Source organism: Curtobacterium sp. JUb34, assembly GCF_003755065.1.
Classification (GTDB): domain Bacteria; phylum Actinomycetota; class Actinomycetes; order Actinomycetales; family Microbacteriaceae; genus Curtobacterium.
Window position 1 is genome coordinate 193,243 of sequence record NZ_RJVH01000005.1, and the last position, 26,902, is coordinate 220,144.

Consider the following 26,902-nt stretch of genomic DNA (forward strand, 5'->3'; position numbering starts at 1 on the left):
CACCCGGCCGCACTAGGCTTGATATGTGATGCTTCAGCGAGTCTTCGTCGATGCGAACGTCTTCTGTAGCCGGACGTTGCGAGACTGGACGTGCCTGCTCCGACTGCACACGGACGGGATGTTCCAGCTCCACACGACCGAGGACGTGCTGGCCGAGACCACGCACACCCTCCGTCGACTGCACCCCGACCGGCCCGGGTCGGCCGTCTCCCGGCTGCGAGCAGCGATCCTCACCTCCGTCGACGAGCTCGTCGACGACTTCGACGCCACGGTCGAGTACCACGGAACCGATCCCGACGACCGGCACGTGCACGCCGCCGCGATCGCCTGCGGGGCGCACGTCCTCCTCACGCAGGACCGTGGTCTCCGCGCGACGGATGCAGCGATGTACGAGGTGTACCGCTGTGACGAGTTCTTCAGCCTGGTCGACGACTCGGCGCCGTGGATCGTGCGCGACGTCGTGCGCGAGCAGGCGCGGTACTGGTCCAGCCGTCCCCGCGGCGCACGGAAGAGTCTGCCCGGGGCACTCCGCGACGCTGATTGCCCGACGTTCGCCGGGCGGGTGGAACGACATCTGCGATTCCTCGCCGGATGACCGTGCGCTGAACGGACGTCGACGACCCGTCGGCAGGATGGACCGATGGCCGAGACGCACGTGAAGACCTTCACCACCCCGGACGAAGCGGCAGCCGAAGCCGCCGGACTCCGGTGGCTCGCCGACGCAGAGGACGCGGGCGGCACGAGGACCGCGCGGGTGCTGGGCCGACCGAGCCCGACCGTGCTGGACCTCGAGCTGATCTCCGACGGCTCCCCCACCGCTGCGCAGGCCGAGCGCTTCGGCCGCTCCCTCGCGCACACCCACGCCGCCGGCGCCGACCACTGGGGCGCGCCGCCCGCCGGCTGGACGAAGGGGGCCCCACTGCGGATGGGACGCTCCCGCACCCCGTTCGTCGACGCCGCACACGCACCGGCCACGTGGGGCGAGTTCTTCGCGCAGTACCGGATCCGCGACTTCGTCCGTCGCATCGTCGACGCCGGCGGGTTTGACCACGCCCAGGCCGCGGTGTTCGACCGGGTCGCCGACCGGGTGCAGGACGGCACACTCGGGTCCCCGCAGCCGGCGCTCGTCGGGGACCGTCCTGCACGGCTGCACGGCGACCTGTGGGCGGGCAACGTGCTCTGGCCGACGGACTCGTCCGAACCGACCGGGGCGGTGCTCATCGACCCGATCGCGCACGGCGGGCACGCGGAGACGGACCTGGCGCTCCTCGGACTCTTCGGGCTGTCGCGGCTGGAGACGGTGCTCGCCGCCTACGACCGCGAGTCGCGGCTCGCCGACGGCTGGCAGGAGCGCGTCGAGTTGCACCAGCTCGCGCCGCTGCTGCTGCACGTGTTCCTGTTCGGCGGCTCGTACACGGGGGCGGCTCTGCACGCTGCGCAGCGGTACGCCTGACCGCGCACGGTGCGGGGGGCGCGGCACCGTGCGCGGGTCGCGGCCGAACGGTGCGAGGTTGCTCGCCCGGGGACCGGCGCCGCACCGTGCGCGCTCGCTCACTCCGTGCGAGGTTGCCCGCTCCGTGCAGCGCCACAACCGCGCACCGGGCAGGCAACCCGGCACGGGCCGGCCGATAGCGCACCGTGCGCCGCCCCAGCCCAGCCAGCCCCGCCGGCGCCGAGTCAGCCAACCTCGCACCGTGCGTCCTTAGGCAGCACACAGCCGGCGCAGTGCCGCGCTCGGGGAACGCCCCGGATGCTCATCGACATGACCACGTACCCGATACCCGTGACCGACCGAACGGGCTCCGCGCAGACCGACGCGCAGGATCGGCGCCGCAAGCCGCTCGCCCGCCTGTTCCTCGGCGAGCGCGAGGACGCCCGCTGGCTCCGGCCGGCGTTCTGGGCGCTCCTCGCCGTGACCGCCGTGGTGTACCTCTGGGACCTCAGCGTCTCGGGGTACGCCAACAGCTTCTACGCCGCCGCCGTGCAGGCTGGCACGAAGTCGTGGGAGGCGTTCTTCTTCGGCTCCCTCGACTCGTCGAACTTCATCACGGTCGACAAGCCCCCGGCGTCGCTCTGGGTGATGGTGTTGTCGGCCCGGTTGCTCGGCTTCTCGAGCTTCAGCCTGCTGCTCCCCCAGGCGCTCATGGCCGTCGGTTCCGTCGCCCTGGTCTGGGGCACGGTCCGCCGCACCCTCGCCCGCGTCGGCACCACGACCGCGAACGTCGGTGCGCTGCTCGCCGGCTTCGTCGTGGCGGCGACCCCGGCGGCGGCCCTGATGTTCCGGTTCGACAACCCGGACGCGTTGCTCGTGTTCCTGATGACCGCCGGCGCGTACTGCACCGTGCGTGCCCTGCCCCGGGGCAGCTGGAAGTGGATCGCCCTGGCCGGGGTCGCCCTCGGCTTCGCGTTCCTGACGAAGATGCTGCAGGGCCTGCTCGTCCTGCCGGCCTTCGGCCTGGTCTACCTCTTCGCCGCCCGCACCGGATGGGTCCGGCGCGTGGTCGGTCTGCTCATCGCCGCGGGTTCCCTCGTGGTCGCCGCCGGCTGGTGGGTCGTCGCCGTGTGGCTGTGGCCCGCGGAGTCCCGCCCGTACATCGGCGGTTCGACGGACAACACCGTCCTCGACCTGGTGTTCGGCTACAACGGCCTCGGTCGGATCTTCGGCGGCTCGGGCAACGGCGGCGGAGGCGGGGGCGGCGGCATGACCGGTGGCACCGCGGGCGGCTCGTTCGGTGGCTCGACGGGCCTGAACCGACTGTTCTCGTCCGAGATGGGGCTCGAGACCTCGTGGCTCCTGCCCGCGGCGCTCATCGCGCTGGTCGTCGGCCTGGTCGTCGTCGGCCGTCGGCGCCTGGCTGATCCCGCACGCGCCGGGCTGGTCTTGTGGGGCGGCTGGCTCCTGGTCACCGGACTCGTCTTCTCGTACATGTCCGGCACGATCCACCCGTACTACACGGTCGCGTTGGCCCCGGCGATCGCCGGGCTCGTCGGCACCGGCGGCGCGCTGCTCTGGCACGCACGAGCGCGGTTCGTCGGCCGGATCGGCCTGGCCGCCATGATCGGCACCACGGCCTTCTGGGGTTGGTGCCTGCTCAACGAGAACCCGACCTGGCTGCCGTGGCTGCGCTGGGTGATGCTCGCCGGGGGCCTGCTGTCCGCAGCGCTGGTCGTCATCGGCAGCGTGCCGTCGCTGCGCAGGCTCGTCACGATCGGCGTCCTCGCCGGCACCCTGTTCGGGCTGTCCGGCACCACCGCCTACGCCCTCGCCACGACGACCGTCGCGCACTCCGGTTCGATCCCGAGCGTCGGTCCGGCGGGCAGCGGCTCCGGCGGGATGGGCGGCGGTGGCACCGGCGGCATGCCGGGAGGCACGGGTGGACCCGGCGGTTCGGCCGCCGGTTCCGACAGCGACGACTCCACCGCCGGCGACGGCTCCCAGCAGGGTCCCGGCGGGACCCCGCCGGAGGGTGCCTCCGGCGAGGCGCCGGAGATGCCGGACGGCACGTCCGGCACGGCACCGGGCAGTGGTCAGGACGACACGGACGACGCGACCTCCGAGGGCGGGTCGGGGACGGGCCTCCAGGCCGGGGGTGGTGGCGAGGGTGCGTCGACCTCCTCCGCCCTGCAGGAGCTGCTCGAGGCGTCCGACGCGAAGTGGGCGGCCGCGGTGAACGGCTCGCAGTCGGCGGCGCAGCTCGAACTCGACACCGACACCGCCGTGATGGCGATCGGCGGCTGGTCGAGCGACCCGGCACCGACGCTCGCGCAGTTCAAGGCGTACGTCGCCGACGGTGACATCGGGTACTACGTCTCGTCCGGCTCCGGTGGCGGCGGCATGGGCGGCGGATCGTCCACGGCGTCGGCCATCCAGGAGTGGGTCGCGGCGAACTACGAGTCCACCACGGTCGGCGGGCAGACCGTCTACGACCTGAGCACCACGAAGTGATCGACGACGAGGGCGCGGTGGATAGGCTCGCGGACGTGACCGGCCAACCGCTGCTGCGCATCGACGGCACCCCCGTCCGCGCCCTCGTCGTCGACGACGAGCACGCCCTGGCCGACGCCGTCGCCCTCGCGTTCGAGGGAGACGGCTGGGCCGTGCGGACCGTGCACCGAGGCCGCGACGTCCTGTTCGCCGCACGGGAGTTCCAACCCGACGTCATCGTCCTCGACGTGATGCTGCCCGACATCGACGGCTTCGAGGTCCTCGAGCGGCTCCGGGACTCCCGCGACGCCGTCCGCGTGCTGTTCCTCACCGCGCGCGACGCCCCCGAGGACCGCCTCGCCGGACTCACCGGCGGGGGTGACGACTACCTGACGAAGCCCTTCGGCATCGAGGAGCTGCTCGTCCGCGCGCGGATCCTGGCACGGACCTCCGCTCGGGTCGCATCGGTCGGAGGGAGCGTGGAGGTGGTGGTCGGTGACCTCCGCCTCGACGAGGACGCCCGCGCCGTCAGCCGTGGCGGCGACCCGATCGAGCTCACGCCGACCGAGTACGAACTGCTGCGGCACCTGGCGCGGAACGCCAACCGGGTGCTCTCGCGGGAGCAGCTGCTCGCCAACGTCTGGGGGATGGACTTCGGATCGTCGTCGAACCTGGTCGACATGTACGTGTCGTACCTGCGGAAGAAGCTCGACGCAGGACGCGAGCCGATGCTGCAGACCGTCCGTGGGGCGGGGTACGTGCTGCGGCCGACGACGTGAGCCGCCCCCGGAAGGCGATCCGGGCCTCCCCTCCGACCCGCGTGGGACGGGTGCCGTCGTTGCGGTGGCGGGTCGTCGCCGCCGTGGCGCTGCTGCTCGTCGCGACGAACGTCGTCGTGGGGGCGGTGACCGTCGTCGCGTTCCGGGGGTACCTCGTCGACCGTCTCGACGCGGAGCTGTCGACGGCGGCGAACCGGACCCCCGGCGGCCGGGACGGTGCGGAAGCGCCCACCGGACCGCCGCCCGGGTCGTCGTCGTCGGATCGTCCGGATCCGGACAACGCCTTCATCGGAGCGCCCGGACAGTCCGCCGGCACCGTCGTCGCGATCGTCCGCGACGGCGTCGTCGTGCTCGGCGGGTACACCGACAGCGACGGCGACCAGCACGGGCTGTCGTCGGCGCAACGGAAGACGCTCACCGCGGTCGACAGCGGCGCCGAGCCGGCGACGATCGACCTCGGCTCGCTCGGCACCTACCGGGTGCAGGCGGTCGGGGACGACGGCGACGTGTTCGTCACCGCGCTGCCCCTCGGCGACCTGGACGCCGCCATCGCACGCCTGCTGCTCGTCATCGGGATCGTCACGGTGCTCGGCCTCGTCGTCGCCGCGTGGGCGCTCGCACTGCTCGTGCGGCGCTCGCTCCGGCCACTCGAACACGTCGCCGCGGTCGCCTCCGGGGTGACCGCCCTCGACCTGGAACGCGGCGACACCGACATCCCGGCGCGGGTCGCCGACGCCGACCTGACCGCGAACCGCGAGGTCGGGCAGGTCGGCACCGCACTGAACCGGCTGCTCGGGCACGTCGCCCGCGCACTCACGGTGCGCCGCGACGCCGAGGCCGGCATGCGGACCTTCGTCGCCGACGCCTCGCACGAGCTGCGGACCCCGATCGCCACTGTCCGGGCGTACGCCGAGCTGTCGGAGCGGACCTCCGACCTGGACGCCGTACACCGCAACGTCGAACGGATCGGACGCGAGGCAGTCCGGATGGGCGACCTCGTCGACGAGCTGCTGTTGCTCGCACGGCTCGACGCCTCGGCCCTGGCGTCGGGGGCTCCCGTCTCCCCGCTCGTGCGCGAGCCCGTCGACCTGACGTCGATCGTGGTCGAAGCGACGATGGACGCCCGAGCCACCGCCCCCGGGCACCGGTGGACGCTGCAGATCGTGGACGACCAGCCGCTGCTCGTGGCCGGCGACGAGGTGCAGCTCCGACGGGTGGTCACGAACCTGTTGACGAACGCCCGGACGCACACGCCGCCCGGGACTGCCGTCGTGGTGTCGTTGCAGTCGGTGCCCGGGTCGGGGTCTGCGTCTGCGTCTGCGTCTGCGTCTGCGTCTGCGTCTGCGTCTGCGTCTGCGTCGGACGGTGCCGTCGTCCGCTTCGTCGTGGCGAACGACGGGCCGCCGATCCCCGCCGAGTCCCTGCCGACCCTGTTCGACCGGTTCACCCGAGGTGCGGCCTCGCGCTCGCGGGAGCACGGGACGAGCGGCCTCGGGCTCGCGATCGTACGGGCCGTGGTCGTGGCGCACGGCGGCAGCGTGCGGGTCGCGTCCGAGCCGGGCCGGACCGCGTTCACCGTGGACCTTCCGAGGACGCCCGACATGCTCGCCGAGCTCGTCCCACTCGCCGAGTGAGCAGAAGACGTCGAGTCCCGCGACCGGATTCGACGTCTTCTGCTCACTCGATGCGGCCGGGCCGGAGGATGGCACACCATCGCGGCGCTGGACGGATCGTCAGACGATCGTCCAACGTCCGGGCCGAACGCGTGCGGCCGGAGACCCGGCGACGCAGGCTGGGTCCTGTCCGAGCAAGACGACCCGACCGGGTCACCACTGCAGAGATGGGAACACGATCATGAACTCGTTCAAGCGCAAGTCCGTCAAGCTCCTCGCCGGCACCGCCCTCGGCGGCGCCGTCATCGCCGGGGCGTTCGTCGCAGCACCGGCACAGGCCGCCGAGCCCGCACCGAGCACCTCGGCCTCCGTCGGCGGCAACGTCAACGTCAACCTCGACCCGGTCGCGATCGTCAACGCGATCAAGGACGCCGTGAACGACCAGAGCGACCGCGGCGGCGCCGTGCAGGCAGCGCTCGACGTCGGCTACTGGAACGCCGGCAACCCCGACCGCCTCACCGTCGCGGTGGTCAACAAGAACCAGGACATCACGGTGTCCGGCGACGTCGCGGACGCACAGTCGATTGACATCAAGGGCGGCAACTACGTCATCTACTGGTTCAAGGGCCCCGGATCGATCACGAACAACGGCGACGGCGGCTGGCTGAACTGGGGTGCGTTCGGCAACATCGAGCGCATCGACAACGTCATCCACGTGAACGGCGGCTGATCCACCGGCGCTGCAGCGACGCCCCCGGAGACCTCGGTCTCAGGGGGCGTCGTCGTGCGTCGGCGCTTCGATCGCCGGCGGCGGATTGCGCGCAGCCAGCCGGAGGTCCCGCCGCGACCGGATCCAGCCCCGGACGAAGGCGACCGACACCAGCGCCGTCCGGTTCGGCGCGTTCCACGACTTCATCAGCCGCCCGAGGTGCCAGGCCACGGCCTGCCGGCTGTACGCGGTCTCCTTCGCGATGGCGTCGTTCGAGAGCCCGCGGGCGGCGAGCGCCAGCATCCGTTCCTCGGTCTCGTCCAGGCCGGGCGCCGACGCCACCAGGTCGATGTCGTCGGTGCCGAGCGCTGTCGTCGCGTCTCCCGACGCGCCTCCCCGGTGCTGCGCCCAGGCCTCGGCCCAGCACGAGCCGAGTTCGTGGGCGACGAGTGAGGCTCGGCTCATCGCGAGCATCGTCCGGCCGGCGTGGTCGATCGTCGTCGCGTGCTCGCGGGTGGCCGTGTGCATGACGAGGGCGAAGACGCGGATGGCGGGCAGGGCGCCGCGGAGCACGACCGAGACGTCGACCTGCGGGTCTCCGGCGCTGGCGGCTGCGACCTCGCGCAGCCGGACGAGGCAGTCGGGATCGAGCGGCTCACCGTGCTCGACGGCCCGCAGCGCCGCGGGGAGCACGAGGGGGACGATCTGCTCGTAGCGACGCCGGAGCCAGTCGTGCCCGTCGGGTCGGATGCCGTGCAACGGTGGCGCGAGCAGCAGTTCCTCGAACTCCGGACACCGCTCGTCGAGCGCCAGGCCCAGCCGCTCCCCGGGGAGCAGCACGGCCGTCCGTCGTGCGTCGTCGCGCTCGGTCGTCATCGTCCGTCGACCGTATCCGGACAACAGGTGTCGTGTCCGCTGCGTTCACGTGGTGTTCGTTCTTACCCGGGCCACAGCGCCCTGCCTCGGCCCCCGTAGCCCCGCTGCCGAGCATGAGCGGCATGACGGAGACGAACCAGACCCTCGACATCGACATCGTCGTCCCCTGCTACAACGAGCAGGACACGCTCGCGGCCCACGTCCGACGCCTGCACACCTTCTGCCGGACGTCGTTGCACCACACCTGGCGGATCACGATCGCCGACAACGCCTCGACCGACGACACCGCGCGCATCGCCGACGACCTGGCTGCCATGCTGCCCGGCGTGCACGCGGTCCACCTGGCCGAGAAGGGCCGTGGCCGGGCGCTCAAGGCCGTGTGGGGTGCTTCCCCGGCGACCGTGCTCGTGTACGTGGACGAGGACCTGTCCACCGACCTCGCCGCCCTCGAGCCGCTCGTCGCACCGCTGCTCTCCGGGCACTCCGACCTGGCGATCGGCACACGGCTGGCGGACTCGTCGCGTGTGGTCCGGGGCAGCAAGCGCGAGTTCATCTCCCGCTCGTACAACCTGCTGCTCCGCACGACGATGGGGGTGTCGTTCTCGGACGCGCAGTGCGGGTTCAAGGCCGTCACGAAGCGCGCGGCGGAACGGCTGCTGCCGTTGTGCGAGGACGACGCGTGGTTCTTCGACACCGAGATGCTCGTGCTGGCCGAGCACGCGGGGCTGCGGATCCACGAGGTGCCGGTGGACTGGGTCGACGACGTGAACTCGTCGGTGCAGATCGCCTCGACCGCCACGGAGGACCTGAAGGGCATGTGGCGCGTCTCGCGGGGCATCGCCACCGGGCGGGTGCCGGTGGGCACCGTGTACGACGCGATCGGCCGTCGACCGTTCACGCCCCCGCACGTCGGGTTCCTCGGGCAGGTGCTGCGCTTCGGCGCCATCGGGGTGCTGTCGACCGTGGCGTTCGCGGTGCTGTACGCCCTGTTCCGTCCGGCGATCGGGGCACAGACGGCGGACTTCCTCGCCCTGCTGCTGACGGCGATCGGCAACACCGCGCTGAACCGTCGCTTCACCTTCGGGGTGCGCGGACGTGCCGGTGCTGGTCGGCACCACGTGCAGGGGCTGGTCGTCTTCGGCATCGCGTGGGCGATCACCTCAGGATCGCTGGTCGTGCTGCACAGCAGCGTGCCGGGAGCATCGCACGGTGCCGAGATCCTGGTGCTGACGGCCGCCAACCTGTTCGCGACGTGCGTCCGGTTCGTGCTGTTCAAGGCATGGGTGTTCCGCAGCGGTCGTCGTCGTCCCGAGCTCATCCGCCCGGGGACGACCCCCGCCGCCGACGCCAGCACCGCGGCGACCGAGCCGATCGCCGTCGACGAGCGGACCGACGAGCGGACCGGCGAGCGCGCAGCCTGACACCGTGCCGGGCTGTCCACCCCGTGCGCGGTTGTTCGGCACGCGCGGCCCGCCGCACCGTGCGCTGTGGACCATCCCGTGCGAGCTTCCACGCTCCGTGCAGCGCAACGACCTCGCACCGAGCGGGCAACCTCGCACCAGCCGGACAGACGCGCGCGGTGCGGCGCACGGCGCGGTGTTGCGTGGGCGGTATACCAAGCCGTAGCATCGCGGTACCGCACCACCACCCCACAGGGCCCGACTGCCACCATCGGTCTGCCCGCGGCGAGCGCTCCATCGATGCAGCCCGCGCCGTCCGCTGCCGGCAACGCCCCACTGGACCCGCACGTGAACCCCACCTCTTTCGGTCTCTACGACCCTGCCCGCGAATCGAGCGACTGCGGCGTCGGTTTCATCACCCGACTCGACGGGACGCCGAGCCACGACGTCATCCGCAAGGGCGACGAAGCACTGTGCGCCATCCCCCACCGCGGCGGCAAGTCCGCCGAGGGCGTCGGGGACGGCGCGGGTGTCAGCATCGACCTGTCGGTGGAGTTCTTCAGCGCCATCACCGGACAGGAGCTGCGCGCCGGCCACTTCGGCGTCGCGAACTGCTTCGTCCCGAGCAGCGACGGAGCGCACGGCGCCGACGAGCGCGCCCGCGCCGAGCAGACCGTCACGGACGCCATCACGGCCGAGGGCTTCGAGCTGCTCGTCGTCCGCGACGTCCCGGTGGACCACTCCGTCGCGCGGCCCGAGGCCGAGCAGTACCAGCTGCCGATCGTGCAGTGGGTCTTCCGTGCGCCCGAGCAGTGGGATCGCGCCGAGGTCGACGCGGCAGCGAACCGTGCCCTGCTCGCGATCGAGTCCGTGTCCTACGGCGAGGCCGCCGAGCAGCGCGCCGAGCACGCCGCGCTGTACCCGCTGTCGCTCAGCGCCCGGACCCAGATCCTGAAGGGGCGCCTGAACTCGGGCGAGGTCATCGGGTACTTCACGGACCTGCGCGACCCGCGTCACTCGGTGCGGACGCTGTACTTCCACACGCGCTTCTCGACGAACACCGAGCCGCACCCGACGATGGCGCAGCCGTTCCGTCTGATGGCGCACAACGGCGAGCTGAACACCGACCGGAAGAACCGTCTGTCGGACGAGGCGCTGGCCCGTGCCCGCACCCGCAGCATCGTCCGCCCGCCCGGCCAGTCCGACTCGAGCCGCCTCGACCAGACCCTGCAGAGCCGTGTGTTCGACGACGGGCTCGAGATCGTCGAGGCCGTGGTGTCGCTCATGCCACCGGCGTGGGAGAACGACCGCACGCTCACCGCCGACGTGCGGGACATGCTCGAGTACTTCTCGCTGTACGAGGAGAAGAACGACGGCCCTGCCGCCGTGATCTTCAGCGACGGCGACGTCGTCGGCGCGCGCCTGGACCGCCTCGGGCTGCGCCCGCTGCGCACCGTCGAGACGACCGAGTACCTGATGGTGTCGTCCGAGGCCGGCCAGGTCACGTTCGACGCGGACGAGGTCGTGCACCGCGGCCGCATCGAGGCCGGCGGCATGCTCGTCGTCGACCACCGCACCGGGACCCGGATGCGGACGGGCGAGGTGCTGCGCATGCTCGCGGCCCGCCGTGACTACGGCACCCTGCTCGAGGCCGCCCGCGTCAACCTCGACGACCTGCCCGCGCCCGCGTACGACCGCACCAGGAACACCCTGGGCTACGCGGGCGACCTGTCGCTCGCCGGCCGGTACGTGGCGTACTCGCTGAACCAGGAGAGCTTCCGGTTCATGCTCGACCCGATGCTGCAGAACGGCTCGGAGCGGATCTCGGCGATGGGCTACGGCAACGCCATCAACGCGCTGAGCGACACCGAGGGCGGGATGGCGAAGTACTTCTCGCAGCGCTTCGCCCAGGTGACGAACCCGCCGCTCGACTCGATCCGCGAGGCCGACGGCATGTCGATGCGCGTCGCGCTCGGCGCGAAGCCCGACGGCACGGGCACCACGGGCCGTCAGCTCGTCGTGCAGTCGCCGATCCTGGGGCACCTCGACATGGTGCGACTGCGCGAGCAGGACATCGTGCCGCTCGAGCGCTTCGACATGCTCTACGTGCCGGTGCCCGCCGACGAGCAGGCGAACGCCGACGCGATGCGCGGCGCGCTGGACGCCCTGTGCGACGCGATCGAGGCGTTCGCGGCGCGCGGTGGCGGGATCGCGGTCGTGACCGACCGCGAGGTGTCGTCGACCCATGCGCCCCTCCCCGTGATCCTGGCCGTGGCCGCCGTGAACCAGCGGCTCATCGAGACCGGTCTGCGCCTGCGGGTGTCCGTCGTGGCGGAGAGCGGTCAGCTGCCATCGTCACACCACGTCGCGACCGCGCTGGGCTTCGGTGCCGCCGCTGTGTACAGCTTGAGCGCTCGGCTGCGTGCGGAGGAGAAGTACCCCGCCGCGCCCGCACCCGCCGGCGAGCTGACCGCGACCGACCTGGCGCTCAAGCAGTTCCGCAAGGCGGCCGAGAAGGCCCTGGCGAAGACCATGGGCCGCGTCGGTCTGTGCACCGCCGAGAGCTACATCGGCGGCGAGTTCTTCGAGCCGAACTACCTCGACACCGGCGACGACGTGCTCGCCCGGATCTTCCCGCACATGCAGGCCCCGGTCGGCGGCGTCGGCTTCGCGCGCATCGCCCAGGCGGCGACGGACTGGCACGAGCGTGCCCGCTCGGTGGCGTCCGAGGGCCAGGTCCCGCTGCTCGGCCTGTTCAAGGAACGCTCCGACGGCGCCGGCCACTCGTTCGGCGTCGCGAGCGTGCGCGGGTTCGGCGGCATGACCGAGGAGCGTCCGGCCTTCGAGCGCTCCGGCGACTCGGACGCGCTGCGCCTGCTCACGCTCGGCCAGCTCGACGACTCGTTCGGCATCACCGACGCCGCGTACCGCAACACCGGCTACGACCGCCTCAGCGACGCCGAGATCGACCAGCACCGGATCACGCCGGGCTACGTCACGTTCCTGCAGACCACGCACGACGAGCGGTCGCGCCGTCCTGCTGCGCTCCGCGACGTGCTCGCGCTGCCCGCGGACGTCACGGGCATCGACACGGCGGAGGACTTCGCCCGCGAGCTCGGTCGCTTCTCGACGAGCGGCAACGCCAGCGTCACGGTGCGCGGGCTGTCCGGCTCGCGTCCGGCGGACGACCAGGACCTGCCGGGAGGCACGGAGCGGTTCCGTCTGCAGCTCACGTCGACGGGCACCACGGGTGCACTGCGCCACCAGGCCCTCGCAGACGGCCTCGCGCTGCTGTACCCGGGCCAGGTCGACGTCGACGCCGTCGACGACACCCGGGTGACGCTCCGCGCCACCGGCGCGGCAGTCGGTCTGCTCGCCCTGCTCGAGAGCGCCCCCGACAGCGTCGCGCTCGACGAGGTGCAGCCGGCGCACGAGATCACCCGGACCCTGGCGTCCGGTGCGATGAGCCACGGCGCGCTCGTCGCCACCGCCCACGAGGCCGTCGCGCACGGCACGAACATGGTCGGCGGCATGTCGAACAGCGGTGAGGGCGGCGAGCACCACTCCCGCTACGGCACCATCCGCGGCTCGCGGATCAAGCAGTTCGCCTCGGGTCGTTTCGGGATCTGGGCGGGCTACCTCGCCGACCCCATGCTCGAGGAACTCGAGATCAAGATCGGGCAGGGTGCGAAGCCCGGCGAGGGCGGCCAGCTGCCCGCGCCGAAGGTCACGGTGGACATCGCCGCGGCCCGTGGTGGCACGCCCGGCGTCGAGCTCATCTCGCCGCCGCCGCACCACGACACGTACTCGATCGAGGACCTGGCGCAGCTCATCCACGACTGCAAGGCCGCCCGCGTCCGGGTGATCGTGAAGCTCGTGTCCTCCGAGGGCATCGGCACCATCGCGGTCGGCGTCGCCAAGGCCGGCGCGGACGTCATCAACGTCGCGGGCAACACCGGCGGCACCGGGGCCGCGGCCGTCACGAGCCTGAAGTACGCGGGCCGCTCGGCGGAGATCGGCGTCGCCGAGGTCCACCAGGCCCTCGTCGCGAACGGCCTGCGCTCGAAGGTCACGCTCCGCTGCTCGGGCGCGCACCAGACCGGCTCCGACGTCGTGACGAGCGCGCTGCTCGGTGGCGACAGCTTCGAGTTCGGCACCACCGCGCTCATGATGCTCGGCTGCGTCATGGCGAAGAACTGCAACGTGAAGTGCCCCGCCGGCCTGACCACGAACGCCGAGGCGTTCGAGGGCGACCCCCGTGCACTCGCGCAGTACCTGCTCAACATCGCGCACGACGTGCGGCAGATCCTCGCCCGCCTCGGCCTGCGCTCGCTGCGCGAGGCACGGGGCCGCACCGACCTGCTGCAGCTCCTCGACCACCCGGCGAGCGTCGGTCGTCTCGACGCCCGCGCCCTGCTCGCGCAGGTGCCGGAGAAGGTCGTGACGGACCCGGAGTACCTGGAGAAGGACTTCCACACCGACGACGCGCTGCTCGAGCGCATCCGCACGGCGCTGGTCGACCACGCCCAGGAGCACGTGCTCGTGCACGGCGTCCTGCTCGGCAACAGCGACAAGTCCGTCGGCGGCCAGCTCGGCATCGACGTCGAGCGCCTGCTCAACCACGAGCTCGGTGCCGAGGACGTCCGGGGCCTGCCCGCCGTGGCGACCGACGACCGCGGGCGCCGCCGGCTGGTCGACGGTGCCGTCACGATCCGCACCCAGGGCTCGGCCGGTCAGTCGTACGGCGTGTTCAACAACGACGGCATCGTGCTCGAGCACACCGGCACCGCGAACGACGGCGTCGGCAAGAGCCAGAGCGGCGGGCGGATCATCGTCCGTGCGCCCGGCGGCGGCAGCGCCGACCAGGGCGGCAACGTCCTGATCGGCAACTTCGCGCTGTTCGGGGCCACCGGTGGCCGCACGTTCGTCGAGGGCGAGGCCGGCGACCGGTTCGCCGTGCGGAACTCCGGCGCCACGGCAGTGGTCGAGGGCGTCGGCGACTTCGGGTGCGAGTACATGACCGGCGGTGCCGTGTTCAACCTCGGCGCGTTCGGGAAGGGCCTGGGCAACGGCATGTCCGGCGGGTTCCTGTACCAGTACGACCCGTCCGGTCAGGTCGCCCAGCGTGCCAGCACCGACTCGCTCCTCGTCTTCCCCGTCACCGACACCGAGCGCGGGGCGTTCCACGAGGCCGGGGCGCGACTGCTGCTCGAGTGGCACCTCGAGGCGACCGGGTCGGCGTTGGCCGAGCGCCTGCTGGCCGACTGGGAGACCACTCGTCAGCACGTGTACGTCGGCATGCCGCGCGCCCTGCTGCTCACGCAGGACGCCGGCGAGATCCTCGCGGCGGCCACCCGTCCCGAGCTGCTCGACGAGCTCGCGACCTCGATCGCCACGGACAAGCTCCGTGCGTTCAAGGTCGACTACCGTGACCAGCGCACCGTCCTCGGTGGTCGTGCCCCGGCGCTCGGCGACCAGGGCGACGACATGTTCTCGCTGCTGTCGTCGTACACGGTGCTCGGCGTCGCCCAGGACGTCGCCCTCGAGCGCGTCCCCGGTGCTGGCCCGAACGACCCCCGGGTCGCCGAGGCGGTGAAGAACCTCGTCCTGACCGAGGACTTCTCGGTCAAGCAGCGCGTCGTGAAGTACCTGCGCGGCACGCTCGACCGGTTCGCCGACGACCAGCTCGCGACGCTCATCGCGATCAAGCGACTCGACGACTACAAGCGTGCGCTCACGCAGCGGAACAACCGCAGCATGGACGCGCCGGGCACCACGGGGTGGATCATGCACCAGAACGCCAAGAACGACGGCCGCGTCCGCGAGGCGCGCTTCGACGAGCTGCTCGCCACCGCGGCGCTCGAGGACATCGCGCGCCGTGCACCGCAGGCGCCGACCGAGGCGGTGTCCGCGTGAGCCTGCTCCCCCCGACCGGGTCGCTGATCCCGGTCGACGCACCGTTCTCGGCCGCCCAGGAGTCCTGGCTCGCCGGGTTCATCGCGGGCATCGCCGCCGCCGGCAAGAAGGCGTCCGCTGCCGCCCCCACGACGACGATCGACGTGCTGTTCGGCACGCAGACCGGCAACGCGGAGTTCCTGGCCGACGAGCTCGTCGCCGGGGCCAAGGCCCGCGGGCTCGGTGGCCGTGCCGCCGCGCTCGACGCCGTCACCCCGGAGCAGCTCGCCGAGATGACCCACGTGCTCGTCGTCACCTCGACGTACGGCGAGGGCGAGATGCCCGACAACGCCGGACTGTTCTGGGACGCGATCCAGGCGTCCACCGTCCCACGACTCGAGGGACTGCAGTACGCCGTCCTCGGTCTCGGGGACACCAGCTACGACGAGTTCTGCCAGGCCGGCAAGCTCCTCGACACCCGCTTCGAGCAGCTCGGCGCGACCCGGGTGCACGACCGCGTCGACTGCGACGTGGACTTCGAGGACGCGGCCGCGCTGTGGAGCGCCGCCGTGCTCGACCGGCTCGCTGCCGAGGCCGGCGCGACGGGCGCACCCGGCGCGACCACGGGCAGTGGTGCCGGCGACGGTGCCACCGCGACCGGCGGGGCGGGCGCGGGCCGTGCCTCCCGGCCGGGGTCGCAGTGGAACAAGCGCAACCCGTACCCGTCGCGTCTGGCCGAGAACCGGCTGCTCTCGTCGCCGCGCAGCGCGAAGGAGATCCGGCACTACGAGTTCGACCTCGGCGACTCCGGCATCGAGTACGCCGCCGGCGACGCCCTGGCGGTCGTGCCGGTCAACGACGAGGTCTTCGTCGCGGAGCTGCTCGAGCAGGTCGGCGCGAACGGCGGCGAGTCGTTCGACGCCCGCCCGATCACCGAGGTCCTGCGGAGCGACCGCGAGATCCGCACGCCCTCGAAGGACCTCATCGCCGACCTCGTGCAACGCGCCCCGGCGAGTGAACTCGCCGCGGTCGTCTCGCACGGCGACAAGCAAGAGCTGGACCGTTGGCTGTGGGGCCGCGACGTCCTGGACCTGCTGCGCGACGCCGGACCGGCCGCCCCCGGGCTCGACGAACTGCTCCCGAACCTGCGCCCGCTGCAGGCACGCCAGTACTCGATCTCGTCGAGCCCGCTGGCGCACCCGGACCGCATCCACCTGACCATCGCGTCGGTGCGCTACGGTGACCCGCACCGGATGTACGCCGGGGTCGCGTCGACGTTCCTCGCCGACCGGGTCGCCCCCGACGGTACGGTGGACGTCTACCTGCAGCCGAACGCGTCGTTCGGCGTGCCGGCGGACGAGTCGGCCCCGATGATCATGATCGGTCCGGGCACCGGCATCGCGCCGTTCCGCGGGTTCCTGCACGAGCGGGCCGCGGCGGGTGCGACGGGGCGCAACTGGCTCTTCTTCGGCGACCAGCACCGCGACACCGACTTCGTGTACCAGGACGAGCTCACCGAGCTGCAGGAGCAGGGCGTGCTGAACCGCCTCGACCTGGCGTTCTCGCGCGACCAGGCCGAGAAGGTCTACGTGCAGACCCGGATGCGCGAGCAGTCCGCCGAACTGTTCGCCTGGCTCGAGGACGGCGGCCACGTGTACGTGTGCGGCGACGCCTCGCGGATGGCGAAGGACGTCGAGGCGGCGCTGCTCGACGTCATCCGGACCGGACGCGGACGGGACGAGGACGACGCGCTGTCGTACCTGGCCGACCTGCGCCGCACGAAGCGGTACGTCCGCGACGTCTACTGAGCCAGCAGCACGCGGAGCGCGCAGCGCACGGGCCCGCAACGCGGGCCCGACCAGGGCAGCAGGACGCCCCGGCAGCGGAACCCGAATCCGACAGCCGGGGCGTCCTGTGGAGGGTGCCGGTCAGTGAGGCCTGACCGACGAGCCCAGAGGCGTGACGCATGGAACCGGGTGCGATGACCCGGCTTCTTGGACGACGAGTCTCCTGATCCGGGACTCCCGTCGTGCACGCCGCTCGATCGCCGATGGTTGGTCGGCGCCGGGCGCGCACTGCGTCACGGTCATTCGGGTCCCCCTCCTCCCGCGGTTCCTTGCCGTCACCGGCTCCCTGGATGCCGGCCCGAAGGGACGACACTGATCCGCGGTACCGAAACCGTACGACGATGATGTGGTCTTCGGAACCCGTTGACGGGAATCACTCAGCCGTGCTACCGCTCGGTGTCCCCGAAGCGTCATCGGCGTCCCCCGGGGCGACGGCTCGTGACCACGCCGAGTCGGCCGCGGTGCTCGTGTCCGGCGGTTCCGGGGTCAGGACGAGCCCCGAGCCGGACGTGGCCGAGGCGTAGAGGTCCTCGAGCCAGCTGCGGTTGATCGACGGCACCCGACTGCCGGAGAACTTGAAGTGCAGGCTGACGTTCGGGTTCAGCCAGATCGTGCTGCGGCCGTTGCCGTGGATGACGTCGTCCTTCCACGAGAACGCGAACCGGTGCTCACGTCGGAGCATGTTCACGATCACGATCTGCAGGTGTGTCATGGCGCGGTCGTCGATGCGGAGGTCGAGCGGCTGGCCGTCGTAGATGAGCTGACCCATGGCCCCTTCTACTCCACGGTGCCGGTGTGCTCGAGCGATCTCGCCCAGGTCGTGATCGTGGTGTCGAACCAGACGGCGTCGACGTTCCGTTCCCAAGCGTGCTCGGCCGGCTCGCTGACCGCCAACGTCACCGTGCCGGGGTGCGCGTCGGCGAACTCCTGGCTGACGGCGAACGGCACGGTGGTGTCCCCCGACGAGTGGATGAGCAGGGTCGGCGGCAGGTTCCGCGGCGCGTGCAACCAGGACAGCGCGCGGACGTCCACCGGCGAACGGAGCCCGACGACGCGGCACACGAGCGGCAGCGCCATCGCCCGGAGCGCGGCACCGACGACGAACCCGGGGAGTCCGGCACGACCCGCCTGGGACCGCACCGTCGTCTCCCAGTCGAGCGCCGGGGACACGAGGACGAGGCCGGCGATCCGGTCGCGGTGGGCGGATCGAGCGAGCAGTTCGTGGGTGATCGTCGCGCCCATCGACCACCCCACGACCACGAGCCGTCCGGCCCCGTTCGCGACGGCGTGGTCGAGCGCGGCCTCGACATCGGGCCACTCGCGGGCACCGAGGTGCGAGGCCCGGCCCTGCCAGGGCGCCTCGCCGTCACCGCGGAACGACGGGACGATCGAGGTCCAGCCGACCTCGAGTGCCGCCGGGACCGTCCGGAGTGCCGTCACGCGGGTGGTGCGGATGCCGTGCACGTGGACGGCCCACGTCGTGGCGGGCGCGGCCGCGGCGGGTGCGGGTGCGGCGGGTGCGGCGGGTGCGGGTGCGGGGCCGCCGGGCCGGATGACCCACGCCGGCGCCGGCCCCACGGGCGTCGGCAGGTCGAGCTCCGCCCAGTCGACGTCCATCGCGGCGGGGTCCGGGTGCACGTGCCCGCTCCACCGCACCCGTGCCGACACGTCGCCGCTCGTCCGGACCACCGCACGGCGGACGGTGCCGGCAGCCTCGTCGACCTCGAGCACCGGTCCGACCGTGGTGTGCCCGGTGCCGTCGTGCCACAGGCCGTACTCCCCCGGGCGGACGGTGTCGTCGGTGATCGGGAGCTGGATCGATTCGTCGGTCGTCTCGAGCACCGGGGTCCAGCGGTCGCCGCCGGGCAGCACGATCTTGCCGACGACCTTCCGCAGCACGAGCAGGAACGCCGCCGCCAGCACGACGAGCACGCCGAGCACCCACCAGACGATCGTCATCGCATCAGCCTCCGAGACTGCGGGTCAGGGTCAGTTCCGCCGAGCGCACCTGGGCGAGCTCGGCATCGTCCAGGGTGCGGCCCTGCACCTCGGCGTCACGGATCGCGATGACGAGGTCGTAGGTCCGTGCCTGCACGTCGCCGTCCCGTTCGACGGCGCGCACCGCGTGGCGGCGGGCGATGCGGCGGAGTCGTCGGTGGTGCCGACGGCACGTCACGTCGCGCACCCAGCGCCGGAAGGTCAGAGACGCCATCGCGACGACGATGAGGACGATGCCCAGGTAGAACGGCGGGTCGAAGCCCAGGCGGAGTCCGTCACGCACCGCTGCAGGGAACCACCCGAAGTGGTCGGCGGTGAGCGACAGCAGCTCGTCGATGCTCGCGATGACCACCAGCGACTGCCCGACCCGGAAGACCACGAGCGCGACGGGGTTCCGCAGCACACCGTGCCGGAGCGTGGCAGCCGCGATCGCGCCGACGCCCAGCATGTAGATCGAGCTGTACAGCCACATCGCCGGCTGGTGGATCTCCCGCACGATGAAGTGGAAGTCGGTGCCGCCCCGGTCGCGCACGGCGAAGAACGGCACGGCGAAGGCCACGACCACCACGAGCAGTGCCAGCGGACTCGCGAGCAGCGGGCGTTTCGGCAGGTCGGAGGTGCTCGCCCGGAGCATCAGCCAGAAGGCCACGGTGGCGCACACGTTCTGCACGAGGTTGATGAGGTTCGTACCCCCGAGGGCGCCGTCGAGCACGGTCTGTGGCACGACGCTGCCGAGCGTCAGCAACCCGAGCGCGCCGACCCCGGTGGCACCCCAGGCGGCACGGCCGCGCGGGTTCCGGAGCACGTAGGGCGTGCGGGCGAGGAAGATCAGCGCCGCGCACCAGAAGGCGGCGGCGTGCAGGACGACCATCAGCCGTAGGCCCGCTCGTCCGCGCCCGCGCTGCCGGCGAGCAGCACGGTCGCGAGCTCGTACGCGAACCGCTCGGCGAAGTGCTCGTCGTCGTCCGAGATGCTCACCAGCCCGGTGTCGCCGTCGAGCGCACGGCGGCACACGTGGCCGCCCGAGGCGAACTCGGCGATGGACGTGGCCGAGGGCGCACCGACGTCGCCGTGCACCAGGTGGCCGAGCTCGTGCAGGACACAGTGCATCCGGTACAGCTCGGGAGCGCCGGCCGGCACCAGGACGAGGTTCTCGTGCTCGAACTGCGACACCAGCGCGGTGAGCGGGCCCCAGCTCGGACCGTCGACGTCGACCACGCGGGTCGTCTTGCCGACGAACCGCCCGACCCCGGCGACGACGTCGGGGAGCCTCGGCGACGGGGGAAGGGTCGCGACGAGGGCTCCGACGGTGTCCGACGCACTCCTGCCCACTGACATCGCCCCTTTCGATCTCCGCGGACAGACTACCTGCACGATCCCCTTGCGCACGAGGTCGCTCGGACGGAGCCTGGGACCAGGACCGAACCCGACGACCGAACCCGACGACCAGGAGCGACGATGCCCACCACGTCCGTCCACACCGAGCCCGAGGCCCTCGCGATGACCCTCGTCGCCGAGTCCACGGTGCCGGTCGAGCGCCTCTGGGGCGCCTTCGCCGATCCCCGTCAGCTCGAACGCTTCTGGGGCCCGCCCGGCTTCCCCGCCACATTCACCTCGTTCGACCTGCGGCCCGGTGGCCGCGCGGACTACCGGATGACGTCGCCGCAGGGCGAGCGGTTCCACGCCGTCTGGCAGGTCACCGAGGTCGACGAGCCGCACCGCATCACCGTCCGCGACCTCTTCACCGACGCCGACGGCACGGTCGACGACTCCCTGCCGACCAGCGAGACGGTCCTGTCCTTCGAGGCCGTCGGCTCCGGGTCGCGCGTGACCGTCCGGTCGTCGTTCGGGTCCGCCGCCGACCTCGAGACGATGATCGACATGGGCATGGTCGACGGCTACGAGCAGGCCTTCGGACAGCTGGACACCGTCCTCGCCGACCTGCGCGAGGACGCCCTCGGCACGGGCACCGTCACCGAGCTGGTCGACGACACCCACGTCCGCATCACGCGGGCCTTCGCGGCGCCGCGCCATCTACTGTGGCGGGCGCACACCGAACCCGAGCTCGTCCGGCAGTGGCTGCTCGGTCCGGACGGGTGGGAGATGACGGTGTACGAGAACGACCTGACGCCGGGTGGCACGTTCCGGCAGGCGTGGGCGCCGACGGGTGACACCGAGGGGGAACCGTTCGGGTTCGAGGGCGAGAACCTCGTCGTGGAGCCGGAGCGCCGGATCGTGTCGACCGAGCGGATGACCGGTGCGCCGTTCCCCCCGAACACGAACGACCTGCAGTTCGACGAGGCCGACGGGGTCACCCTGATGACGCTGCTCGTCACCTACCCCGACCGGGCGCAGCGGGACATGATCCTCACCACCGGCATGACCGACGGCATGGAGACCAGTTACCAACGTCTGGAACGCGAGGTCCTGTCCGCCACGTGACCTCCCGTCCGTCACGCGAAAGCGACAGATCCCCGCGAACGTTCCGCGGGGATCTGTCGCTTTCGCGGGTGGGTCGGACCGGTCAGGCCGGCGCGGTCGCCTCGTAGTGGCGCGCGCCGCCGCGCACACCGGCGAACCGGTACGGCCCTGCCGTGACGCGCGGACGCTCGAGGTCGTCGCTCGTCGCGGCGCCGGTCGCGTGCAGCTCGCGGTACGCGTCCACGGTCAGCGGGACGCGGGCGGACAGCAGCTGTCGGACCCGGCCGACGCGACGGTGGTCGCGGTACGACGGCTGCACGATGCCCGTGAGGAGCTCGCCGACGCTGCCGGAACCGTAGCTGAACAGGGCGATGCGCTCCCCCGCCAGGTCCTCGTCGAGGTCGAGCAGTGCTGCGAGCCCGATCCAGAGCGACGCCGTGTACGTGTTGCCGGTCTGCTTGTTGTACGTGAAGCCGACGAACAGCTCCGACTCGTCGAAGGGCACACCCACGTGCTGCGTCAGCTTCCGGTGGGCCTTGAGCGCCATCTTCGTGAACGGCTGGTGGTGGACGAAGCGCACGATGTCCTCGTACGCGGGGCCGCCCTGGTCCGCCAGGTCGTCCCACGCGCCGACGAACGCGTCGACGTAGGCGCTCACGGACAGGCGGCCGTCGACCAGCGCCGTCGACCGGTCGTTCGGGCGCCAGAAGTCGTCGACGTCCGCGGTGAAGACACCGGCGGCCGGCTCGATCTCGATCAGGTCGGGATCGGCGGACACCAGGATCGCGGCGGCGCCGGCGCCCTGCGTGGGCTCGGCGGCGGTGTCGACGTCGTAGCGCGCGACGTCGGCGGCGATCACGAGGACCCGCTCGCCCGGCGCCCGGGCGATGATGCCGAGGGCGAGCTGGACGGCGGCCATCCCGCCGTAGCAGGCCTGCTTCAGCTCGACGACGCGGACGTTCTTCGGCAGGCCGAGCAGGCCGTGCACGAAGACGCCGGCGGCCTTGGACTGGTCGACGCCGGACTCGGTGGCGAACAGCACGGTGCGGATGTCCTCGACGCCGTGGCGGTCGATGACCTCCTTGGCCGCGGCGGCGCCCATCGTGACGATGTCCTCGTCCGGGGCGGGCACGCTGAAGGCGTCCTGGCCGATGCCGACGTGGTACTTCGCCGGGTCGACGCCGAGGCGCTCGGCCAGGTCGTCGAGTTCGAGCACGTGGTGCCCGGTCGCGATTGCGATGTCGTGGATGCCGATGCGCAGTGCGCCGTTCGCCGTCATGCTGCACCTCCGGCGGGCTTCGCGCCGCGTCGCTCCATGGCGACGTGGGCGGCCATCAACTCACCCGGGTTCGTCTGGGCGGCGAGGAGCGAGAGCTCCCCGCACAGCACCGTGGCGGCGCAGAGCGCGGCGAGACGACGGGCGTTCGCACCGGGCTCGCGGTCCTCACGGCAGCCGAGCCGCACCAGGGCGTCCTCGACGACGGGCAGGTCCCCACCCTTGCCGTTGCCGACCGTGCCGACGATCAGGTGCGGCAGTGAGGTGGCGAAGTACAGGTCGCCGTCGCGGTTCTCGGCACTCGTGATGCCCTGCGAGCCCTCGACGATGTTGGCGGCGTCCTGTCCGGTGGCCAGGTAGAAGCCGAGCAGCATGTTCGCGTAGTGGGCGTTCGCGGAGCGCAGGGCGCCGGCGATGGTCGACCCGATCAGGTTCTTCGCGATGTTCAGTTCGACGATGCGCTCGGTGCTCGACCGCAGGCGCTTCTCGACGACATCGCCGGGGATCACGATCTCGGCGATGGTGTTGCGACCACGGCCACGGATGCCGTTCACCGCGGTGGCCTTCTTGTCGGTGCAGAAGTTGCCGGACACGGAGACGTACCGCAGGCCCGGCTGCCACGCCAGGATCGCCGGCAGGAGCTTGTCCGCCGCCTGCGTGACCATGTTGTGGCCGGAGGCGTCGCCCGTCGTGAACGCGAACCGCAGGAACAGCAGGTCGCCGACGATCTCCGGGTGCACCTCGATGAGCTTCGCGAACCGGCTCTGCCCGGCGACCAGCGCCTCGAGTTCGTCCTGTCGCGCCAGGATCTGCCCCGCAGCGACGTGCGCCGCGGCGGCACTGGCCGCGCGGACGACGACCGATCGGGTCATGCGCTCGTCGACGACGGTCGCGACGATGCCGTCGTCGACCATGCGCGAGATCCGGGCGCCACGGCCGACGGACGGCCAGAGCGGCGACTCGTACGTGGCGAGCGGGACCTCGTGCTCGCCCTGGACCGCGTTGCCGCTGATGCGGATCGGTCCGACCCATTTGGTCGGGATCGGCGTGAGCAGGTCACTCATCGAGGGCTCCTTCTGGTGCTCGCACCGCGACGCTGAGGTGTCTGATGTCGTGCGCCTCCCAGGCGCGGTGGATGCCGGCGGGGTCGGTGTCCGCCGGGACGAGCGCGATGCCGCAGTCGCCGCCACCGGCGCCGGACGGCTTCGCCGCCCCGCCGGCCGCTTCGACGACGTCGCACAGGGTCGCGAGGCGTTCGGTCTCGATCTTCGACCCGACCGAGTCGCCGAGGCGCTGCATGAGCACCCGGGCACGTCGGAGCGCGTCGAGCGTCTGCTCCGCGTCGCCGGTCTGGAGGCCCGTGGTCAGGTCGTCGACGCAGCTCCGGCTCTCGTCGAGGAACGCCTGGTACCCGCCGTTGCGGTGCCGACGCACCACCCCGACGAGCTTCGTGGTCGAGGCCGGCGAGCCGGTCCAGCCGACCAGGAGCTGCAGGTTCTCGGGGGCCGGGAGTCGCTGGACGTCGAACCCCGCCCACGCGTCGGCGTCGGCGAGTATGTCGGACACCCGGCGCTCGTCGACGAACGAGGCGAGGTGGTCGCGGTCCGGGGCGCTGTAGCGCAGCCAGCCGCCGAAAGTGCTCGCGGCCAGGTCGCCGCCGGATGCCCGCGGGTTCACCCGGATGGTGGCGAGCAGGGCGACCTGGAAGCGCTGCCGCTGGGTCAGGCCGATCCCGTAGAAGCGGTCCAGGGCACCGACCGTGGCGACGGTCACCGCCGCTGAGGACCCGAGCCCGAACTTCCGGCCGCTGGCGTCGTCGAGCTGGCTCTCGATGCGCAGGTCGTGGAACCGCGGCGCGATGCCCCGTTCGGCGCGGAGCTTCTCGACGAGGTCGATCGTCGCCATCACGTAGTCGTAGGGGTGGTGCTCGCGGTCGAGGGCGAGGCCGTCCTCGTCCCGCGTCCACGTCAGCGGCAGGTGGCCGTACTCCTCCGAGTGCACGCTGCCCGCACCGTGCGCCTCGGACACGCGCGCCGTGATGGCGCGGTCGAGGGCGATGAGGACGGACGGCTGGCCGGGCTCGACGACGGCGTACTCGCCGGCGACGAACAGCTTGCCGTGGGCGCGGAACTCGATCACTGCACGGACTCCTTCTGGTCGGGATTGCTCCCCGACTCTTCGGAGCGGAGCACCCGAGCGGCAGGTCCGGTGCCGGACTCGATCACGTCGCCGAACGACGCCAGCGAGGTGGCCACGGCGGAGCGGTCCGCGGGCTGGCAGAGCACGACCACGTTCGGGCCGGCGTCGGCCGTGGCGTAGGCCTCGAGCCCCGCGGCGCGGAGTTCGCCCACGGCGTCGAACACGGCGACGCTACGCGCGTTGAGGTAGCGGATCGGCGGGAAGGCGCCCTCGATCGTGGCGTGCATGCGCAGCGCGTTGCTCTCGGTGATCTCGCCGATGCGGGTGAAGTCGCCGGCTGCGCAGGCGTCGAGCATGTCGCCGACGGTCTCGGTGGTCGAGGTGACCCACGCCGGGTAGAACGGCGACGTCGCGATGGTGCGGCGCATCGCCTCGCGCGAACCGATGGGCTTCGGGCCGGCGTCGATCGTCACGACCACCATGGCCATCGGCGGTGCCGGGATCGGCTCGGCGAAGGAACCCTGGTCGTCGCCGGCGTGCCAGACGGCGACGCCCCCGGGGATCGACCGGGTCGCCGAACCCGAGCCGCGGCGGGCGAGGCGGGAGAGGTCGCGCGCGGACAGGTCGAGACCGTACGCCGCCGACGCGGCGGTCGCGAGCGCCGCGAACCCCGAGGCGCTCGACGCCAGCCCGGCACCGGTCGGCACGGTGTTCTCGGACACGACGGACGCGCGGGCGTCACTGCCGGCGAGCTCCCGCACGAGGTCGAGGAACTGCTGCACGCGCACCAGGGCACCGTCCTCGACGACGTGGCCGTTCAGCGTGAAGGCGTCCCGAGCCTCCGCACCGGCACCGGACCCGCCGTCCAGCGTGACGGTCGTGGTCGTCGGGAACACGTCGAGGCCCATGGAGACGCTGCCCGTGGCGGGCAACGCCAGCTGCGCGTCCGCCTTGCCCCAGTACTTGACGAGGGCGATGTTGGGGTGCGCGACGGCGGTGGCGGTCATCAAGCGCGGGCTCCGATCGTGGTGGTCCAGGTGGCTGCGGCACCTGCGCCGCGGAGTGCGGCCGCGATGCGGTCCGCGTGGTCGTCGTCCGCGGCGAGTGCGAGCACGCACCCGCCCCGCCCGCCGCCGGTCAGCTTCGCGCCGAGGGCGTCCGCAGCACGTGCGGCGTCGACGAGCCGGTCCAGGTCGGCACTCGACACGTCGATTGCGCTGAGCAGGTCGTGCGCGGCGTCCATGGTGACACCGAGCCCCTGTGCGTCGCCAGCCTCGAGTGTCCCCCGCGCCTGCCGTGCGAGTTCGCCGATCCGGTCGATGACGCCGTCGACCGCCACCGGGTCCTGGTCGTGCCGTTCCCGCACGGCCGCGACGGCCTGCCGGGTGTGGCCGGGGACGCCGGTGTCGGCGACGACGAAGGTGAAGCGTGCCCCGAGCGCGACGGGCTCGATGCGGCCCCCCTCGAACCAGACCGGCACCGCGGCGACGACCCCGCGGGCGTCGAGGCCCGACGGTCGACCGTGGGCGACGCGCTCGCACTCCTGGATGAGGTCGTGGTGGGTCTCGGCGTCGAGGGTCTCGCCCAGCGCGTCCGCGACGGCTGCCGTGACGGCCGCGGCGACCGCTGCGCTCGAGCCCATGCCGCGGGCCGTGGGGACCTCGCTGTCGACCCGGACGTGGAAGTGCCGGTCGGTCACGCCGAAGTGCCGCAGCGTCGCCGTGACGGCGGTGACCGTCGGCATCACGGCCGCGGGTGCGAGGTCGAGCGGGCCGGTGTGCACCGTGGACTCGAGGGTGTGCCCGACGGTCGTGCCGGCGGCTCCGTCCGCCCCGGCGGTGACCGGGCTCACCGTCGCGACGACCCGTGCGTCGAGCACCGGCAGGACGAGAGCGGGTGCGCCGTAGACCACGGCGTGCTCACCGATCAGGATCGTCTTGCCGTGGGACGACGCCGATCCGTTGCCGGGGGTCGTGGTGGTGTCGAGGTGGGTGCTGGTCATCGTGGGTCACGTCAGCCTAACC

Annotated in this window: 20 protein-coding genes; 10 read left to right on the forward strand and 10 right to left on the reverse strand. The window is 72.1% G+C overall.

What is annotated here, in order from left to right; genetic code table 11:
• The first annotated feature begins 28 nt into the window (after window positions 1–28).
• The 6 genes from EDF63_RS17465 (at window position 29) to EDF63_RS17490 (ending at window position 7,047) form a co-directional block, all read left to right on the forward strand.
• On the forward strand, window positions 29–595 hold the full coding sequence (locus tag EDF63_RS17465) for a putative toxin-antitoxin system toxin component, PIN family (RefSeq protein WP_123314260.1): 567 nt from the start codon (window positions 29–31) through the stop codon (window positions 593–595).
• Between the two features lie 45 nt (window positions 596–640).
• Window positions 641–1,453, forward strand: coding sequence for a fructosamine kinase family protein (locus EDF63_RS17470; RefSeq protein ID WP_123314261.1), 813 nt, complete (start codon window positions 641–643; stop codon window positions 1,451–1,453).
• Window positions 1,454–1,783: 330 nt separating this feature from the next.
• A complete protein-coding gene (locus tag EDF63_RS17475; protein WP_260233160.1) occupies window positions 1,784–3,946 on the forward strand; it encodes a glycosyltransferase family 39 protein in 2,163 nt (720 codons plus the stop codon).
• A 35-nt stretch (window positions 3,947–3,981) separates the two neighbouring features.
• Entirely contained in the window at window positions 3,982–4,704 is a 723-nt protein-coding gene (locus EDF63_RS17480; protein WP_123314383.1) for a response regulator transcription factor, read from the forward strand.
• Between the two features lie 41 nt (window positions 4,705–4,745).
• Window positions 4,746–6,338: a cell wall metabolism sensor histidine kinase WalK gene (locus EDF63_RS17485; protein ID WP_123314262.1), complete on the forward strand. Its 1,593-nt coding sequence runs from the start codon at window positions 4,746–4,748 to the stop codon at window positions 6,336–6,338.
• Window positions 6,339–6,558: 220 nt separating this feature from the next.
• Entirely contained in the window at window positions 6,559–7,047 is a 489-nt protein-coding gene (locus EDF63_RS17490) for a hypothetical protein (protein ID WP_111084734.1), read from the forward strand.
• 39 nt (window positions 7,048–7,086) lie between these two features.
• On the opposite strand, the gene EDF63_RS17495 is transcribed toward EDF63_RS17490, so the two are convergent.
• Window positions 7,087–7,902: a helix-turn-helix transcriptional regulator gene (locus EDF63_RS17495; protein WP_123314263.1), complete on the reverse strand. Its 816-nt coding sequence runs from the start codon at window positions 7,900–7,902 to the stop codon at window positions 7,087–7,089.
• A 113-nt stretch (window positions 7,903–8,015) separates the two neighbouring features.
• Between EDF63_RS17495 and EDF63_RS17500 the strand changes: the two genes are divergently transcribed.
• The 3 genes from EDF63_RS17500 to EDF63_RS17510 all read left to right on the forward strand — a co-directional run bounded on the left by EDF63_RS17500 (window position 8,016) and on the right by EDF63_RS17510 (window position 17,005).
• Window positions 8,016–9,323, forward strand: a complete 1,308-nt coding sequence (locus EDF63_RS17500; protein ID WP_123314264.1) for a bifunctional glycosyltransferase family 2/GtrA family protein — start codon at window positions 8,016–8,018, stop codon at window positions 9,321–9,323.
• A gap of 327 nt (window positions 9,324–9,650) precedes the next feature.
• Complete coding sequence (locus tag EDF63_RS17505) at window positions 9,651–15,218, forward strand: glutamate synthase-related protein (RefSeq protein ID WP_123314384.1); 5,568 nt, start codon at window positions 9,651–9,653, stop codon at window positions 15,216–15,218.
• Window positions 15,215–17,005: a sulfite reductase subunit alpha gene (locus tag EDF63_RS17510; protein ID WP_123314265.1), complete on the forward strand. Its 1,791-nt coding sequence runs from the start codon at window positions 15,215–15,217 to the stop codon at window positions 17,003–17,005. Before EDF63_RS17505 ends, EDF63_RS17510 begins: the two co-directional genes overlap by 4 nt.
• A 412-nt stretch (window positions 17,006–17,417) precedes the next feature.
• Here the strand turns inward: EDF63_RS17510 and EDF63_RS17515 are convergent, their stop codons facing one another.
• Genes EDF63_RS17515 through EDF63_RS17530 form a run of 4 tightly spaced genes read right to left on the reverse strand, consistent with a single transcriptional unit; the run spans window position 17,418 to window position 20,380 of the window.
• Complete coding sequence (locus tag EDF63_RS17515) at window positions 17,418–17,813, reverse strand: ATP-dependent DNA ligase (protein ID WP_111084738.1); 396 nt, start codon at window positions 17,811–17,813, stop codon at window positions 17,418–17,420.
• Between the two features lie 8 nt (window positions 17,814–17,821).
• Entirely contained in the window at window positions 17,822–19,003 is a 1,182-nt protein-coding gene (locus EDF63_RS17520; RefSeq protein WP_123314266.1) for a S9 family peptidase, read from the reverse strand.
• Between the two features lie 4 nt (window positions 19,004–19,007).
• A complete protein-coding gene (locus EDF63_RS17525) occupies window positions 19,008–19,913 on the reverse strand; it encodes a hypothetical protein (protein WP_123314267.1) in 906 nt (301 codons plus the stop codon).
• Window positions 19,913–20,380, reverse strand: a complete 468-nt coding sequence (locus EDF63_RS17530) for a hypothetical protein (RefSeq protein WP_148061830.1) — start codon at window positions 20,378–20,380, stop codon at window positions 19,913–19,915. Before EDF63_RS17530 ends, EDF63_RS17525 begins: the two co-directional genes overlap by 1 nt.
• Before the next feature lie 120 nt (window positions 20,381–20,500).
• Here EDF63_RS17530 and EDF63_RS17535 point away from each other — a divergent pair, with 120 nt between their 5' ends.
• Window positions 20,501–21,484, forward strand: coding sequence for an SRPBCC domain-containing protein (locus EDF63_RS17535; RefSeq protein ID WP_123314269.1), 984 nt, complete (start codon window positions 20,501–20,503; stop codon window positions 21,482–21,484).
• A gap of 82 nt (window positions 21,485–21,566) precedes the next feature.
• Here the strand turns inward: EDF63_RS17535 and EDF63_RS17540 are convergent, their stop codons facing one another.
• The 5 genes from EDF63_RS17540 to mvk are packed head-to-tail and all read right to left on the reverse strand — an operon-like array spanning window position 21,567 to window position 26,880.
• Window positions 21,567–22,742 (reverse strand): hydroxymethylglutaryl-CoA synthase, encoded by a 1,176-nt coding sequence (locus EDF63_RS17540; protein ID WP_123314270.1) that lies wholly within the window; start codon window positions 22,740–22,742, stop codon window positions 21,567–21,569.
• The gene (locus EDF63_RS17545; protein WP_111084744.1) at window positions 22,739–23,803 is read right to left on the reverse strand and encodes a hydroxymethylglutaryl-CoA reductase; all 1,065 of its coding nucleotides are present in this window, start codon (window positions 23,801–23,803) and stop codon (window positions 22,739–22,741) included. Before EDF63_RS17545 ends, EDF63_RS17540 begins: the two co-directional genes overlap by 4 nt.
• Window positions 23,796–24,878: a phosphomevalonate kinase gene (locus tag EDF63_RS17550; protein WP_123314271.1), complete on the reverse strand. Its 1,083-nt coding sequence runs from the start codon at window positions 24,876–24,878 to the stop codon at window positions 23,796–23,798. Before EDF63_RS17550 ends, EDF63_RS17545 begins: the two co-directional genes overlap by 8 nt.
• Window positions 24,875–25,885, reverse strand: a complete 1,011-nt coding sequence (mvaD, locus tag EDF63_RS17555) for a diphosphomevalonate decarboxylase (protein ID WP_260233162.1) — start codon at window positions 25,883–25,885, stop codon at window positions 24,875–24,877. Before mvaD ends, EDF63_RS17550 begins: the two co-directional genes overlap by 4 nt.
• Window positions 25,885–26,880, reverse strand: coding sequence for a mevalonate kinase (mvk, locus tag EDF63_RS17560; protein WP_123314273.1), 996 nt, complete (start codon window positions 26,878–26,880; stop codon window positions 25,885–25,887). The genes mvaD and mvk overlap by 1 nt, the downstream gene beginning before the upstream one ends.
• Window positions 26,881–26,902 lie beyond the last annotated feature (22 nt).